Below are 14,254 nucleotides of genomic sequence, written 5' to 3'. Positions count from 1 at the left end.
ACAGACTCTTTAGGACGTACCTTAGAAATTAGAGATAAAAATTATGAGCACGAAATTTTTTGATGTTATTATCGTTGGTGCAGGTCTTTCTGGTATTGGCATGGCTTGTCATTTACAACGTAATTGTCGCGATAAGAGTTATGCCGTTCTTGAAGGCCGCGAGGCGATGGGAGGAACTTGGGATCTTTTTCGTTATCCTGGAATTCGTTCTGATAGTGATATGCATACGCTTGGCTATGATTTTAAGCCGTGGTGTGCTGCCAAAGCGATTGCTGATGGACCAGCTATTTTAGATTATATAAAAGAAACGGCAGCAGAGCACGACATAGATAAGAACATTCGTTACAATTGCATGGTGAAAACCGCAAATTGGTCAGACGAAAATTGTAAATGGGAAATAGAGGTGAAGGACAAAAGTACTGATCAAATATCTAAGATTAGTTGCAACTTTTTGGCTATGTGTTCTGGTTATTACAGTTACGAGAAAGGACACTCTCCAGATTTTCCTCACAGCGAAGATTTTAGTGGACAAATTATTCACCCTCAAAAGTGGCCAGAGAATTTAGATTATACCGGTAAAAAAGTCGTTATTATTGGTTCAGGAGCAACAGCAGTTACGTTGGTTCCTTCTATGGCTGATAAAGCTGAGCATGTTACAATGTTACAACGCTCACCAACTTATATTGTTTCGCGGCCTGCTAAAGATAAGGTTGCTAATATTTTGCGAAAAATTCTTCCTGGAAAAATGGCTTACGCAATAACGCGTTGGAAGAACGTTTTTATCCAACGTTTTTATTACGACCAAGCGCGTGCGAAACCTCAAAAGACAAAAGAATTTCTGGTAAAAATGACTCGTAAAGAATTAGGCAGCGGTTACGATGTAGATAAACATTTTTCTCCTAATTACAATCCGTGGGATCAAAGAGTTTGCCTTGTTCCAGATGGAGATTTGTTTAAAAAAATCAAATCAAAACAAGCATCTATTGTTACCGACACTATTTCTCGATTTACTGAGAAAGGTATACTACTTGACTCAGGAAAAGAATTGGAAGCTGACATTATTATAACTGCTACTGGCCTTAATGTTTTGGCGACGGGTGGTATAGTGTTCACTATTAACAATGAGGACGTTGATTTATCCAAAACATATACATACCGAGGTATGATGTACTCAGATGTACCTAACTTGACGCTAACTTTTGGTTATGTAAATGCTTCGTGGACATTGCGCGCAGATCTTATTGCAAAATACACGTGTCGCATTATCAATCATATGCAAAAAACAAATACACTTCGCTGTATGCCTCGTTTACGTGAAGAAGATCAGGATATGCAACCTAAACCGTTTATCGAAAACTTTACATCGAATTATATTCAGAGAGTTATGGATAATCTTCCCAAACAGGGTGATCGCGAACCATGGACAAATCCGCAAAACTATAAATATGAAAAATCTATTTTTACGAAAAGTAAAATAGAAGATGGGGTTTTAACTTTTGATAAGCCAAGGGAGAAATGATGAGCAATAAGAAAGAAATGGCAAGTAAAAAAGGTGATTTGCTAGGTATATGTATTGTAGTGGGAGCTTTTATCATTGCATTTACTCCACCAAAACTTCCAAAAACAAACGCACAAGTAAACCGCTATCAATTTGTAGAGAAAGATGATGTGTACTTTTTAGATAGTCATACGGGAGATTTATGGATAAAGGGAGGCACTTTGAATGGCGTTGTACAGTGGAGTGAACAAAGAATTCCTAATTTAGTTCGCGTTCCAAAAAAATATCAGCAAACAAAACGTTATCAACTTAAGTTTACTAAAGATAATAAATGTTTTCTCACAGATACTAGTGGTGGGCAAATTTGGATGCGTAGTGGTACTTTGAATGGAGTTGTGCAGTGGGATGAACAAAGAATTCCAAGAGCAGGTATGAAAGCCAAAGAAACAAAGGATGAAGGCATTGTCAAGTAGACTTTACGAATATGTTGGTCCAAGAGCTATTGCTGAAAATAAAAAAACTTGCGAAAGAGTACAAGTAACATGTCATGAAGATATTGTGAAGTGGACGCACCACAGTAAGGGAATTATCATCACTACATTTATTGTTGATGAGCAAGAAAAATTATGGGCCGCTGATCGTCATTGTGAACATGTTGCTTGCGCGCGAAGGAATTCTGTTTTTGCTGCGGGAGAAATGACCTTCGCTTTAGATAGAGCAGAAGTCACTTTTATTACAAATCAATCGACAGGTTATTGCCCAGAGGTAAGTTCGTGGAATGTTATAAGTGATGTTCTTGCAAAAACGAATATGATTTTTCCTAGCTTTTTTGATAAATCGTTTATTTTCAGACGTTGTGTAAGTTGTCAACAGATCAATATTGTAAAAGACGATATTTACGAGTGTGCTGTTTGTGAAACCTCATTAAATTTAGAATGGAATTTTTAATTCAATGAGTAAAAAACTACTATTTTTAGAATCCTTTTACGGCGGATCTCATAAAGATTTTGCTGATGGGTGGATAAAACACTCAGTGCATGATATTGAGTTGTGTACTTTGCCTTCGTGCCATTGGAAGTGGCGTTTGCGAGCAGCTGCACTGCATTTTATGAATGTAGTTACACCTGATAAATATGAAGCTATTATTTGTACAAGCATGATGTCGATAAGTGAATTAAAAAATAGGTGGAAGCGGCCCATTTTTTTATATATGCATGAAAGCCAGTTGTCCTATCCTTTGCCGAAAAATTCTGGAGTGGATCATCATGGTATACACATTGATTTTAATAATTGTCTTGCTGCAGACTGGTTAGTCTTTAATTCGCAAACACATTTGGATACTTTTATTGGTCATATCGCAAGGTATTTTGAGCGCGCGCCAGAATACCCACCGCAGTGGATCTCTGAAGAAATAAAAACAAAAGCGCAAGTGCTACATCCAGGATGCCAATTACAGCGTTATACAAAAAAAACTAAAAATAAACGTCCTGTAATTGTATGGAATCACCGTTGGGAATTTGATAAAAATCCTCAAGAATTTTTTGCCGCATTGGAAGAAGTCGACTTGAAAAATTCTTGTTTTGATTTGGTATTACTCGGAGAATGTGGGCAATCTGTCCCTAAACTTTTTTTGGCAGCGCAAAAAAAATGGGGCGATCGTATTTTACATTATGGTTTTGTGAATAGTAAAAAAGAGTATATCTCTTGGCTACAGCAAAGCGATTTGGTGATTAGTACTGCTATCCAAGAAAATTTTGGTATTTCTATTGTTGAAGCTATTTATTATGGATGTTTTCCAATTGTTCCTGCGCGACTTTCTTATCCTGAAGTATTGCCTCAAAAATATCACCATAAATGTTTATATGAAGACTTTGATGATTTAGTGGCAAAAATTATTTTATTTTTAGAGGACTATGAAGAGTACGAGACTATACGTGGTGGACTTTCACAAAGCATGTTTAAATATTCATGGAGTAGCACTATTAGCAAGTACGACGCTATTTTTTAGATTTTTTATTACATTTGTAAATTTTTGTTGACTTTTCTTAAAGTTTTACTAGTATGAGAAAAATGAATATCCCAGTAAATGTCGCTGTTTGTTTTTGAGAATGAGTCTCAGTTTCTTTTGGTCCTTCAGTAATTTAAAATGGCGAAAAGGCAACCATTATTGGTTACTGTTTGGTAATGATTTTTATCGCATATTTTAGATAGTAAAACATTCCAACAAAATGAACAACCTCGTAAACTGCTGAGTTATAAAATTAAACACCAAACAATTTTTTACCCTTTTATTAGGTTTGAGACTCTGTCTCTTTTAGGTTGCAATGCACATGAAAATTTTATTAACTACAATTGTACTAGCTTCACTAATTCTAAGTTCTTGTACAAATAAAACAGAGCAGAGTGTAGCAGGTGAAGTCGTAAAAGGCTATGCCGATTTAGTACTAACTAATTACCAAGACTCTCTTGAGACAGCACAAGAATTACGAAATGCACTTTATACGTTTGTTGAGGCTCCAAGTAAAGATACACAAAATGCAGCTAAAAAATCTTGGTTAAAGGCTCGCGTTTTTTATGATCAAACAGAAGCATACCGCTTTTACAATGGTCCTATCGATGATGAAGATGGTCCAGAAGGTTTGCTAAATGCATGGCCTTTAGATGAGGCTTACATCGACTATGTGAAAGGTAATGAAAACGCTGGTATTGTGAATAATGTCAATGTTGAAATCTCAAAATCACAGCTTATTAAAATGAATGAAGCTAATGGTGATGAAAATATTAGTACAGGTTACCATGCTATTGAATTCTTACTTTGGGGCCAAGATTTAAGTAAAGAAGAAGCTGGAAAGCGTTCTCATAACGATTATGTTGATGTTAAGAATGCAAAGCGCCGCGGAGATTATCTAAAAATCGTTGCTGATTTGTTGGTTGAGAATCTAGAAACTCTTGTTAGTGAGTGGAGTGAAAATAAAAAAGATAATTATCGAGCAAAATTTTTAGCTCTAAATCACAGTGAAGCAATTCATAAAATCCTAACAGGACTTCACGAGTTAAGTACTGGAGAACTTCCAGGAGAAAGAATGGCTGTTGCTCTGACAAACCATGATCAAGAAGATGAGCATTCTTGTTTTAGTGATAATACTTGTTTAGATATTCGCGATAATCAAAGATCAATGGTAAATGTTTATCTTGGAACATACGCAGGTCTTCATAAGAAAATTGAAGTAAAAGGAATTCATTATTGGTTGAAAACCAAAGATGAAAGTTTGGCAACTAGCATAAAGAGTAAAATAGCTAGCATTGATACATTTATTGCTAAAATGTCAAAGCACAGATTTGATCGCTTGATTGCTTCTGACAATCCTGAAGGTAATAAACTTGTAAAAAATACAATTAAGGTTCTAAGTGAACAAGGTGAACTTTTTGCAAAAGCATTGAAGAAGATTGTAATAAAATGATGGAAACAAAGCATATTTTAACATTTGTATTTGTAATATTTATATTCTTAGGATGTGATCCTGTTGATAAGGATGAGGAGTATAGTGGAGGGGCAGCAACTATATTTAATTCCACTTACTATGCTTTTAATAAACCAATTCTTGGTTTGAGTTTTGAAGAACGAGCTACTTTTGAGACAGGTGATTCTTTATTTAACAAATCGTGGGTAATAGCACCTGCTTCGACAACTGCTCGCGATGGACTAGGTCCTCTTTTTAATGCTCGTTCGTGTTCAGGTTGTCACTCGCGAGATGGGCGTGGTCGTCCGCCTAAAGAAAAAAACGAAGTTGTTACTGCTTTACTCTTTAGGTTAAGTATTCCAGGAGAAACAGAAAATAATTCTCCTAAACCACATCCTATATATGGTGGGCAGCTCAATAATAAGGCTGTTCCTGGTGTAGAGCCAGAAGGAAAAGAAGTTATTAAATATAGCTTTATTAAAGGTACTTTCGCTGATGGCACACCTTACGAATTACGTAAACCCGAATATAGTATTGAAAATTTAAAGTATGGGGAATTAAGTAAAGATATTATGATTTCTCCTAGGGTTGCTCCGATGATTCCAGGTTTAGGGTTGTTAGAGCAGGTTTCAGAAGAAACCATTCTTGGTTTTGCTGACCCAGAAGATAAAGATAAAGATGGTATATCTGGAAAAGCTAACTATGTCTGGGATGTAACTCACAAAAAAAAGCGTTTAGGACGCTTTGGATGGAAAGCAAATCAACCGAGTTTATTGCAACAAAATGCTGGAGCTTTTAATGGAGATATTGGCATTACATCGCCACTCTTTCCTCGTGAAAATCACAGCGATAAACAAACTCCTTGCCTAGATATACCAAGTGGTGGTACACCCGAGATTTCCGCTGAAAGTCTTGAAAGGATAACTTTTTATACGCAACACTTGGCAATGCCAGGACGACGAAATTGGAAAGATCCTACTGTAGTTACTGGGAAAAAGTTGTTTTTAAAAGCAGAGTGCCATTTATGTCACATTCCTAAAATGCAAACAAGTACTAGTAAAGACTTTCCAAAATTATCGCAGCAAAAAATACGCCCTTTTACTGACTTACTACTACATGATATGGGAGAAGGTCTTGCGGATAACCGACCTGATTTTGAAGCCAATGGTCGTGAGTGGCGTACATCGCCTCTGTGGGGTATTGGACTTGTTGAAAAAGTGAACTACCATACCTTTTTTTTACACGATGGACGTGCACGTAATCTCCAAGAAGCTATTTTGTGGCATGGTGGGGAATCAAAAAAATCGATGGAGATATTTAAAGCTTTTTCTAAAGAAGAACGCAAAGCTTTGCTGGCGTTTTTAAATTCGTTATAGGAGAAATCATGAAAATCATAGCTAGTCTTTTATTTATTGTGTTATTGCTTGTTCCAGCTTGTAATCAAAAGCCAGCTGAAGGAGATTCTGGAAAAAAAGTAACTATTTATACTCATCGTCATTACCCAAGTGACCAGAAACTTTTTAAGCAATTTACTGCTGAAACTGGAATTGAAGTTGTCGTTCGAAAAAGTAAAGCGAATGAACTTATCAAAAAGATAGAAATCGAAGGCGAAAAAACTGAAGCTGATTTGCTAATAACAGTTGACGTTGGCCGATTACATTTGGCGCAAAATAAGGGATTATTACAAGGTGTTACTTCAGAAACCTTAACTAAGAATGTGCCTAGTCATTTACATCATAAAGATGGTTATTGGTATGCTCTTACAAAAAGAGCACGCGTGGTTGTATATTCTAAAGACAGAGTAAAGCCTGAACAACTTTCTACTTACGAAGCATTAACCGATGCAGGGTGGAAAGGTAAAATTGCAGTGCGTTCAAGCAGCAATATTTACAACCAATCACTTCTTGCCTCTATTATCGTTGCAAACGGTAAAGAAAAAGCTCTTGAGTGGGCAAAAGGTGTTGTTGCAAACATGGAAAGAACCCCTACAGGCAATGATCGCGATCAAGTAAAAGAAGTTGCTGCTGGTAAAGCAGATCTAGCAATTGTTAACACTTATTACTTAGGCAAATTACTTAACTCTGAAAATGCTGATGAAGTAAAAGCTGGTGAAGCTGTAAAAGTCTTTTTTCCGAACCAAGATGGACGTGGAACTCATGTTAATATTAGTGGTGCCGGCGTAACTAAATATGCAAAAAATAAAGAAAATGCGATGAAGTTACTTGAGTTTTTAACAAGTAAAAAAGCACAACAAACTTTTGCTCAAGCTAATTATGAATATCCTGTGCATCCTGAAGTAAAACCTTCAGAGCTTGTTTCTTCTTGGGGAGATTTTAAAGAGGATCAAGTAAATTTATCTGAACTTGGTGTTAACAACAAAGAAGCTGTCAAAACATTTGATCTTGCTGGGTGGAAATAATACTTGTTTTCCAAAATATATATTTTTCTCACTCGTAGTTGGTATAGCAAGAGATATATAAATGTGTGGACGTTAACGACTTTAGTCGTTACTCTTCTTATTGCAACGCCCATTATCTTTATTTTAAGTCATATATTTCTTGAGCCTAGTGATGCTTGGCTTCATATTAAGCAAACTAGGCTTAACGAATATATTTATAATACAGTTACACTGGTTTTTGGCGTTGCAAGTTTATCTTTTTTCCTCGGTGTAGTTCCTGCATGGTTAGTTTGTGTTTACAATTTCCCGGGGCGCAAATTCTTTGAGTGGGCTTTGATATTACCCCTAGCAATACCTGTTTACATAATGTCATACACGTATGCTGATATGTTTAGTAGTACAGGGCTAATAAGGAAAATTTTCGGTTCTGATAGTTTTTTACTGTTTGAGTTTAAGTCGCTATTTGGAGCTATTATTTCCTTTTCTTTTGCACTGTATCCTTATATTTATTTGATGGCAAAAAATGCTTTTAAACAACAGTCTGTACTTGTCTTAGGCGTTTCGAGGTTGTTTAGTTATTCACACGTATCAATATTTGCAAGAGTTGCTCTCCCACTTGCTTTTCCCGCTATTAGTGCTGGTGCATTGCTTGTTATTATGGAGGTTTTTAGTGATTATGGCACTGTAAGTTATTGTACGACGCCTACTTTTACAGTAGGAATCTTTCAAGCATGGTACGCTTTAGAGGATAGTCAAGCAGCGATGCGTTTGTCTGCTATTTTATTGTGCCCAGCGTTTTCACTATGGCTTTTACGATGGTTAATTATTCGCAATAAAAAATATCATGTAGATTCTAGTCAGTTTAATAACTATCGCTTTGGGCAAATTAGCAAATTTTCGCGATATTTTATCTTCACAATGTGTAGTATTATTTTCTTTTTTACTTTTGTTTTTCCTGTTGGCCAATTGATATATTGGGGATGCCAAACTGCTACTGAAGTTATAGATAAAAATTTTGTTTCACTTGCTATAAATAGTATATTTTTAGCTCTAAGTACAGCGTGTATAGCACTTTTTATAGCTATTGTCGTCTCTTATACTGTAAAAATACGTACAACGCGGATGACGCGTTATTTAGCTGCTATTAGCAAAAGTGGTTATACTTTACCTGCTGCGGTTGTGGCAATTAGTGCAATGACTATGTGCAAGTGGTTTGACGATAGCCTAGGGGTATTAACTGGCATGATACTAAGTAATACTCTTGTTGCTTTGATGTTTGGGTATATCGTTCGCTTCTTAGCAGTTACTTTTGAGCCTATTAATTCTGGTTTTAAAAATGTAGGACATACTGTTACGCAAGCTTGTTTTTCTCTAGGAAGTTCTCCTTCGCGTACCTTGTTAGTTCATCTGCAAATGATGAAACCGTACTTACTAAGTGCTTTAGTTCTTATATTTATTGATATCTTAAAAGAATTTAATCTTACATTCCTGGTAGGACCTACATTTGATACTCTAGCAACAGATGCTTATAGTCGAGCGATTTCCGATGAAGCTGTACCTTATTCTTCTTGTTCAGCTTTGACTATTATTTGTATTAGTAGTTTTTTCCTATTGTTTGGCAAAATAAGTTTGGATAGATTGGGGAAAAAGTCATGATAACTTTACAAATCGAAAACTTGTCAAAAACATATGACAAAAACACTGTGGTTACAGATTTTTCGTTAGAGGTGGCGAAAGGTGAAATTGTTGCACTAATTGGTGAAAGTGGTTCAGGAAAATCTACAATACTTAAGATGATTTCTGGATTTGAAAAACCTAGTGCAGGTTCAATAGAAATAAATAATGAAACTGTTTGTAGCAAACAGGTATTTGTTGAACCGGAAAATCGCCAAGTTGCTATGGTTTTTCCTGATCATTCACTTTTTCCGCATTTGAGTGCAGAAAAGAACATTGCATTTGCACTTAATAAACATAGCCGCTCTGAACGAAAACGAATTGTCAATCAAATGCTACAACTGATTGGCTTAGAAGAGTTGCGAAAAAATAAACCTCATCAAATGTCAAGTGGACAACTACAGAGAATAGCTCTTGCTCGTTCGTTAGCATTTCAACCTAAATTATTACTACTTGATGAGCCTCTAAGTAAGTTAGATGTTATGCTAAAAAAGCGTATGCGTGAAGAAATAAAACAAATTATTACCCAAACTGAAACAACAACAATTCTTGTTACTCATGACAAAGAAGATGCATTCGTAATAGCTGATAGAGTAGTGGTTCTTAAGGATGGAGTAACGCAACAAATGGATACTCCGGAAGGAATTTATTTTAAGCCGAAGAATGAGTATGTGGCGCACTTTTTTGGACGAGTGAACACTATTCACGCAGAACGTAATGGTAAAGGGTATAACACTCCTTTAGGTTGCATTCAGGCGAAAGAAAATGGAGAATGCTGCCGTGTACTTATTCGTCCTGAGAATTTAAATATTGGCCAACAAAGTGATGATGCTATACCCGCAACAATCACTAAAATTACATTTTATGGACAGCAAAAAGAATTACAGCTGCAACTATGTGAAAGCCAACAACTCATTACTGTAGTGATTCCTAACTATGAAAAAGTTAATGTCGGACAACAGCTTTTTTGTAAACTCAACACAGAAGAACTTACTTCGTGGGCGATGGTTTAAATAGCTTATATTTATAGTGCTTTCGAACAGAATATTATCTAAAATAGTAAAGATGCCCCTAAATAATATTGTTTTCATAGTTTGTTCGGGCCTGTTATCATTCAGAAGATTACTATTTTTTCGAGCTGAAGTTTTTGTTTGAGTTTTGATGAAACCAGTAAAGGGTAATAATTCGCAAAAGAAGTTCGCGCGTGTTGACTTCATATTCAAGCGGAATCTTTACTCGTAGACAATGCTTGTGGTGCTCGATATCGATTCTTGACATAAAAATTTAGGGCCTAAGTATTCTAGATAAAAATATTCTTAATGGCGGTAATAATTGTTTTTGCTGCTAGAGAATTTTGAGCATCATAACGATAAACAAGAGTAACAACATCTTCATACACGGGAGGATTTTTTCCGTAGCGCTTTAATCCTTTTGCTTTTTCTGCCACTCTCGTTGGAATTATTCCCACACCACCTCCACTTTCTACTAAGTCGGTAATTACCTGTAAATCAGAACAGTGAATAATACGCTCAAATTCCCAGTCACTACCTCTTATTTGTTTTGACAAATCTTGCGTTTGTAGTAAATTTTGATCGCAAATTAGTGTATTTAAGTTACGATTGTGTTTTGTTGTCCAAAGAGTAACGCAATCATGAGCTAATTTGATGATTACTAGATCTGGGTGAGATATTGGATTAATTACTATGCCAAAATCTATTTTATAAGAAATTACCTTCTCGGTGATGTGGCGCGAAATATCATGTACTAGCTCTATATGTAATTTGGGATAATCATGAAGTAGCTTAGGTAAAAAGTGTGACAATGAATATAGAGCTACAGATGGGTGACTACCAATGGTATATTGCCCTTGAACTTCATCTTTTTCACTTAAAGCAATTGCGCGCAATTTTTCCCACTCCTCAATCATTGCTTGAGCACTTCCGACAAACCGCTGACCAAATTTAGTTAGTTGCACTCCTGATTTACTACGAATAAGTAGTTTTGCACCTATGTTTTGTTCTAATCTTTTAACCGACATACTTAAAGTTGGTTGAGTAATTCCTAGTCGTTCTGAAGCTCTCGATAAGTTTAATGTCTTTGATATTTCTAAAAAATATTCAATTTCAGCTGGCGAGGGAAGCATTTCATTTTCCTATTCTGTTAGCGACTACAAATCAGCGTTACAAGGGCTAGTAGCAAGCAGCAATATAAATATTGCTTATGATGATCATCTATGATATTAATTTTATTAATAAAAAATTTTATTTATAATAACATTATAATGATAGATAAAAGAATAAAAAGAAAGGAAAATAGCAACTTACATGATGATTATTGGTTGTTTATTTTTCATTTTTTAAGAACAACAGAATTTATTTGGCGGTATTCTCGAAGGTACTTGAAGGTGTGTTGGCTCGCCTTAGTCCAAAATATAAAATTTGAACTAAAGCGAGACTACTTAAAAATGGATTTACTCTGTATCTTTTTTCGGCATAAAGTTTGGTGCTTGAATTGTTGCACCAAAAGGATCATTCGGTTCTTCTTTTTTTTGATTAGGTTTTGGCTTTGGAGAGAAAGGAGATACTGGTGTTACGGGAGATACCGGTGATACAGGAGTGAAATTACTTGTTGCATTTGTTTGAATAGTTGCTGCAAAAGGGTCTTCAACTTTTGGGCTTGGACTTGAACTTTGTTTTGGTGGAGATAATGGAGATATTGGTGAAACTGGGGTTACTGGAGCAACAGATTTAAAGCCACTAAGATTACTTGTTTGAATGGTAGAGCCAAAAGGATCTTCTACATTTGTAGGAGCGCTTGGGGCTGCTGATGCTGGCGCGCTCAAAGGTGATATCGGAGTAAAATTGCCTAAATTTGTTGTTTGAATAGTAGAACCAAAAGGATCTTCTACATTATCATCATATTGTGTAGCGACAATATTTTCTAGATGCTGTGTTGCTGTTTTTAAATTATCGCAGAATACTGTGTCGTCATTAAAACCAGCGTAGCGAAAAATACCTTGTAGCGCTGCTTGGACATTCAATAATTTTACGCCTCCGCCACGATTACGAGCTTCTGTTATATTTTCTAAAAAATTCATCAATACAGGAGCGCTTATATGTTCAACTTTTTGCATATCGCAAACAATCTTGTTTTGATTGAGATTAAAAATACTAGAAAAAGTGCCTTGGATTAAATTGATAGTAGATTCATTGATTTGTCCTTCGAAAGTTACCAACTTAATGTTGTTTTTCATGTCTTTTGTGTTGATTTTCATAGCAGATTTAGATAGATATTCTATCTATCTCCTTTCTCAAGAACGGCAACGTGATTTGTACTTAAATAACAGATGACAATCTTTTAATTACATTTAAAATTAATTATTAGAACATTTTAGAATTGTGACTTTAGGTAGAGCGTGTTGATCTTTGTATTGTTATGTAATGTGAGTAGACTTTAGTATATATTTTTTATTTGCAGTGAGCAAGTCCAAAGCTGCGGATGTTTGAAATTAATTTTAGGAGAATTCAAATTGAACGGTAAAATTTCTAGACGTAAAGTTTTGGGACTTTCCATTGGATTATTTACTGGCTTGTTCTCGACATTGAAGGCTGATTGTGAAATAACACCTGAGCAAACGGAAGGACCTTTTTATCCTGATATACTTCCTCAAGATAAAGACAACGATTTAACGGTACTTAAAGGTAGTAAAAATCAAGCTGTAGGGAAGATCGTCTATATTTTCGGTGTTGTTCGCGATGAAAACTGTCATCCTATTGACGGTGCTATTGTAGAGATATGGCAAGCGTGCGAAAGTGGAAGTTATAACCATGGTGGCAATGCAAATACTGCACCTTTAGATGAGCATTTTCAATATTGGGGAAGGTTTATCACTGATGAAAAAGGACGTTATGCTTTTAAGACAATTGTGCCGGGTTCTTATGCGATAAATAAAAATTGGCAGCGCCCACCGCATGTACATTTTAAAACAGCTAAACGAGGGTTCTTTGAGATGACAACTCAAATGTATTTTGCTGGGAATCCACTGAATGAAAAAGATCGTATTCTTAATAAACTTTCGAAAGAAGAGCAGGAGTTGGTTGTTGTTGAATTGCAAGACTTTGAGGAAGATCGTGAATATTTTGATTTTAAAAACTTGCAAAAAAAGAGCCAAATTTGTTATTTTGACATTGTATTAGAAAAGGTATATTAGATCTAATCCGGAGTTGTATTTCTATTGTCTATTTGGTGTTGTGGGGAGAAAACTATTGCAGATATATCATTCATCGCAGTTTCGTGTGAAAAACTTTCGACAAAATGTCGCTACACTTACTAAGGAAACTAGTGTTTCTCATTTGCAGAACACACTAAAGAATATTGTTGGAGCACGACATTACTCTTTTAATCCACAACACAATAATTTTGTAAAAGAATGGATTGCGACGCAATTAACAGATTATGGTTATAGTGTTTATCTCCAAGGAAAATATGGAAATATCGTGGCATTGCCGCAAAATGTAGATTCTGCGGTTATTGTCATTGCTGCTCATTACGATAGTATTGCTGAAAGTCCAGGAGCTGACGACAACGGTAGTGCTGTTGCTGCACTAGTTGAGTGTGCACGTGTTCTTGCGCAGTGTTCTATACCGGTTTGCTTTGTTGCTTTTAATTGCGAAGAAGATGGATTGTTGGGAAGCTATGATTTTGTTGAAAACTTAAATCATTTTCCGTACGAAGTGAAATATGTCCATGTTTTAGAAATGGTGGGTTTTTGTAGTTATGAAGAAAATTCGCAGGAGATACCTGCAGGAATTCCTATAGAAAATGTTCGCATTGGAGATTTTATTGCCTTAGTTGGTGATCAACATTCTGGTGAACAGCTTACAAATACATTGCAAAGCATTGCAACATATAGTCCCAATTTACCAGCTTTAGGCTTGTTGGTAGACTCCATCTCGCAGAGTTTTTTGCATATTCTTAAACGAAGTGATCATTTTCCTTTTTGGCAAGCGCAAATTCCTGCTTTGATGTGGACAGATACCGCAGAATATCGCAATCCTCATTACCATAAAAAAACAGATACTATTGACACCATTGATTTTGATTTTTTGCAAAAAGTAACTGAAAGCGTTGTTGCATGCGTTTTAGAACAAAGTTTAAGTGATAGCTGAGTGTTAAATTTAGGGGGTGTTAACGCGCCCTAAAATAATTTTACATTTTTGGAGA

13 protein-coding genes are annotated in these 14,254 nt (G+C 35.7%); 11 read left to right on the top strand and 2 right to left on the bottom strand.

Annotation, left to right across the window (positions count from 1 at the left end; genetic code table 11):
* The first annotated feature begins 43 nt into the window (after positions 1–43).
* The 9 genes from UABHE_RS26075 to UABHE_RS26035 all read left to right on the top strand — a co-directional run bounded on the left by UABHE_RS26075 (position 44) and on the right by UABHE_RS26035 (position 10,044).
* The gene (locus UABHE_RS26075; RefSeq protein ID WP_372366242.1) at positions 44–1,519 is read left to right on the top strand and encodes a flavin-containing monooxygenase; all 1,476 of its coding nucleotides are present in this window, start codon (positions 44–46) and stop codon (positions 1,517–1,519) included.
* Positions 1,519–1,971, top strand: a complete 453-nt coding sequence (locus UABHE_RS26070) for a hypothetical protein (RefSeq protein WP_372366241.1) — start codon at positions 1,519–1,521, stop codon at positions 1,969–1,971. The genes UABHE_RS26075 and UABHE_RS26070 overlap by 1 nt, the downstream gene beginning before the upstream one ends.
* On the top strand, positions 1,961–2,446 hold the full coding sequence (locus UABHE_RS26065; RefSeq protein ID WP_372366240.1) for a hypothetical protein: 486 nt from the start codon (positions 1,961–1,963) through the stop codon (positions 2,444–2,446). The genes UABHE_RS26070 and UABHE_RS26065 overlap by 11 nt, the downstream gene beginning before the upstream one ends.
* A gap of 4 nt (positions 2,447–2,450) precedes the next feature.
* Positions 2,451–3,506: a DUF3524 domain-containing protein gene (locus UABHE_RS26060; RefSeq protein WP_372366239.1), complete on the top strand. Its 1,056-nt coding sequence runs from the start codon at positions 2,451–2,453 to the stop codon at positions 3,504–3,506.
* Between the two features lie 322 nt (positions 3,507–3,828).
* The gene (locus tag UABHE_RS26055; RefSeq protein WP_372366238.1) at positions 3,829–4,959 is read left to right on the top strand and encodes an imelysin family protein; all 1,131 of its coding nucleotides are present in this window, start codon (positions 3,829–3,831) and stop codon (positions 4,957–4,959) included.
* Positions 4,959–6,335, top strand: a complete 1,377-nt coding sequence (locus tag UABHE_RS26050) for a di-heme oxidoredictase family protein (RefSeq protein WP_372371686.1) — start codon at positions 4,959–4,961, stop codon at positions 6,333–6,335. The genes UABHE_RS26055 and UABHE_RS26050 overlap by 1 nt, the downstream gene beginning before the upstream one ends.
* 8 nt (positions 6,336–6,343) lie before the next feature.
* Positions 6,344–7,378, top strand: a complete 1,035-nt coding sequence (locus tag UABHE_RS26045; protein WP_372366237.1) for a Fe(3+) ABC transporter substrate-binding protein — start codon at positions 6,344–6,346, stop codon at positions 7,376–7,378.
* 3 nt (positions 7,379–7,381) lie between these two features.
* On the top strand, positions 7,382–9,013 hold the full coding sequence (locus UABHE_RS26040; protein ID WP_372366236.1) for an ABC transporter permease: 1,632 nt from the start codon (positions 7,382–7,384) through the stop codon (positions 9,011–9,013).
* Positions 9,010–10,044, top strand: coding sequence for an ABC transporter ATP-binding protein (locus tag UABHE_RS26035; protein WP_372366235.1), 1,035 nt, complete (start codon positions 9,010–9,012; stop codon positions 10,042–10,044). The genes UABHE_RS26040 and UABHE_RS26035 overlap by 4 nt, the downstream gene beginning before the upstream one ends.
* A gap of 287 nt (positions 10,045–10,331) precedes the next feature.
* Here the strand turns inward: UABHE_RS26035 and UABHE_RS26030 are convergent, their stop codons facing one another.
* Together UABHE_RS26030 and UABHE_RS26025 are read right to left on the bottom strand one after the other, a co-directional pair.
* Positions 10,332–11,174 carry a LysR family transcriptional regulator gene (locus UABHE_RS26030; protein ID WP_372366234.1) on the bottom strand — a complete coding sequence of 281 codons (843 nt, stop codon included), beginning with the start codon at positions 11,172–11,174 and terminating at the stop codon, positions 10,332–10,334.
* Between the two features lie 327 nt (positions 11,175–11,501).
* Complete coding sequence (locus UABHE_RS26025; RefSeq protein ID WP_372366233.1) at positions 11,502–12,305, bottom strand: STAS domain-containing protein; 804 nt, start codon at positions 12,303–12,305, stop codon at positions 11,502–11,504.
* A gap of 255 nt (positions 12,306–12,560) precedes the next feature.
* On the opposite strand from UABHE_RS26025, the gene UABHE_RS26020 reads away from it, so the two are divergent.
* On the top strand, positions 12,561–13,241 hold the full coding sequence (locus UABHE_RS26020; protein ID WP_372366232.1) for a hypothetical protein: 681 nt from the start codon (positions 12,561–12,563) through the stop codon (positions 13,239–13,241).
* Between the two features lie 55 nt (positions 13,242–13,296).
* Entirely contained in the window at positions 13,297–14,199 is a 903-nt protein-coding gene (locus tag UABHE_RS26015) for a M28 family peptidase (RefSeq protein WP_372366231.1), read from the top strand.
* Positions 14,200–14,254: the final 55 nt, after the last annotated feature.

The sequence above is a fragment of the Candidatus Uabimicrobium helgolandensis genome (genome assembly GCF_041508025.1).
Classification (GTDB): Bacteria; Planctomycetota; Uabimicrobiia; order Uabimicrobiales; family Uabimicrobiaceae; genus Uabimicrobium; species Uabimicrobium helgolandensis.
This window is presented reverse-complemented; position numbering and strand designations above follow the sequence as displayed.

What these genes read in the sequence shown, in the direction of transcription:
- UABHE_RS26075 (WP_372366242.1), top strand. Translation starts at nt 44, where the DNA reads ATGAGCACGAAATTTTTTGATGTTATTATCGTTGGTGCAGGTCTTTCT.
- UABHE_RS26060 (WP_372366239.1), top strand. Translation starts at nt 2,451, where the DNA reads ATGAGTAAAAAACTACTATTTTTAGAATCCTTTTACGGCGGATCTCAT.
- UABHE_RS26070 (WP_372366241.1), top strand. Translation starts at nt 1,519, where the DNA reads ATGAGCAATAAGAAAGAAATGGCAAGTAAAAAAGGTGATTTGCTAGGT.
- UABHE_RS26050 (WP_372371686.1), top strand. Translation starts at nt 4,959, where the DNA reads ATGGAAACAAAGCATATTTTAACATTTGTATTTGTAATATTTATATTC.
- UABHE_RS26045 (WP_372366237.1), top strand. Translation starts at nt 6,344, where the DNA reads ATGAAAATCATAGCTAGTCTTTTATTTATTGTGTTATTGCTTGTTCCA.
- UABHE_RS26055 (WP_372366238.1), top strand. Translation starts at nt 3,829, where the DNA reads ATGAAAATTTTATTAACTACAATTGTACTAGCTTCACTAATTCTAAGT.
- UABHE_RS26030 (WP_372366234.1), bottom strand. Translation starts at nt 11,174, where the DNA reads ATGCTTCCCTCGCCAGCTGAAATTGAATATTTTTTAGAAATATCAAAG.
- UABHE_RS26035 (WP_372366235.1), top strand. Translation starts at nt 9,010, where the DNA reads ATGATAACTTTACAAATCGAAAACTTGTCAAAAACATATGACAAAAAC.
- UABHE_RS26025 (WP_372366233.1), bottom strand. Translation starts at nt 12,305, where the DNA reads ATGAAAATCAACACAAAAGACATGAAAAACAACATTAAGTTGGTAACT.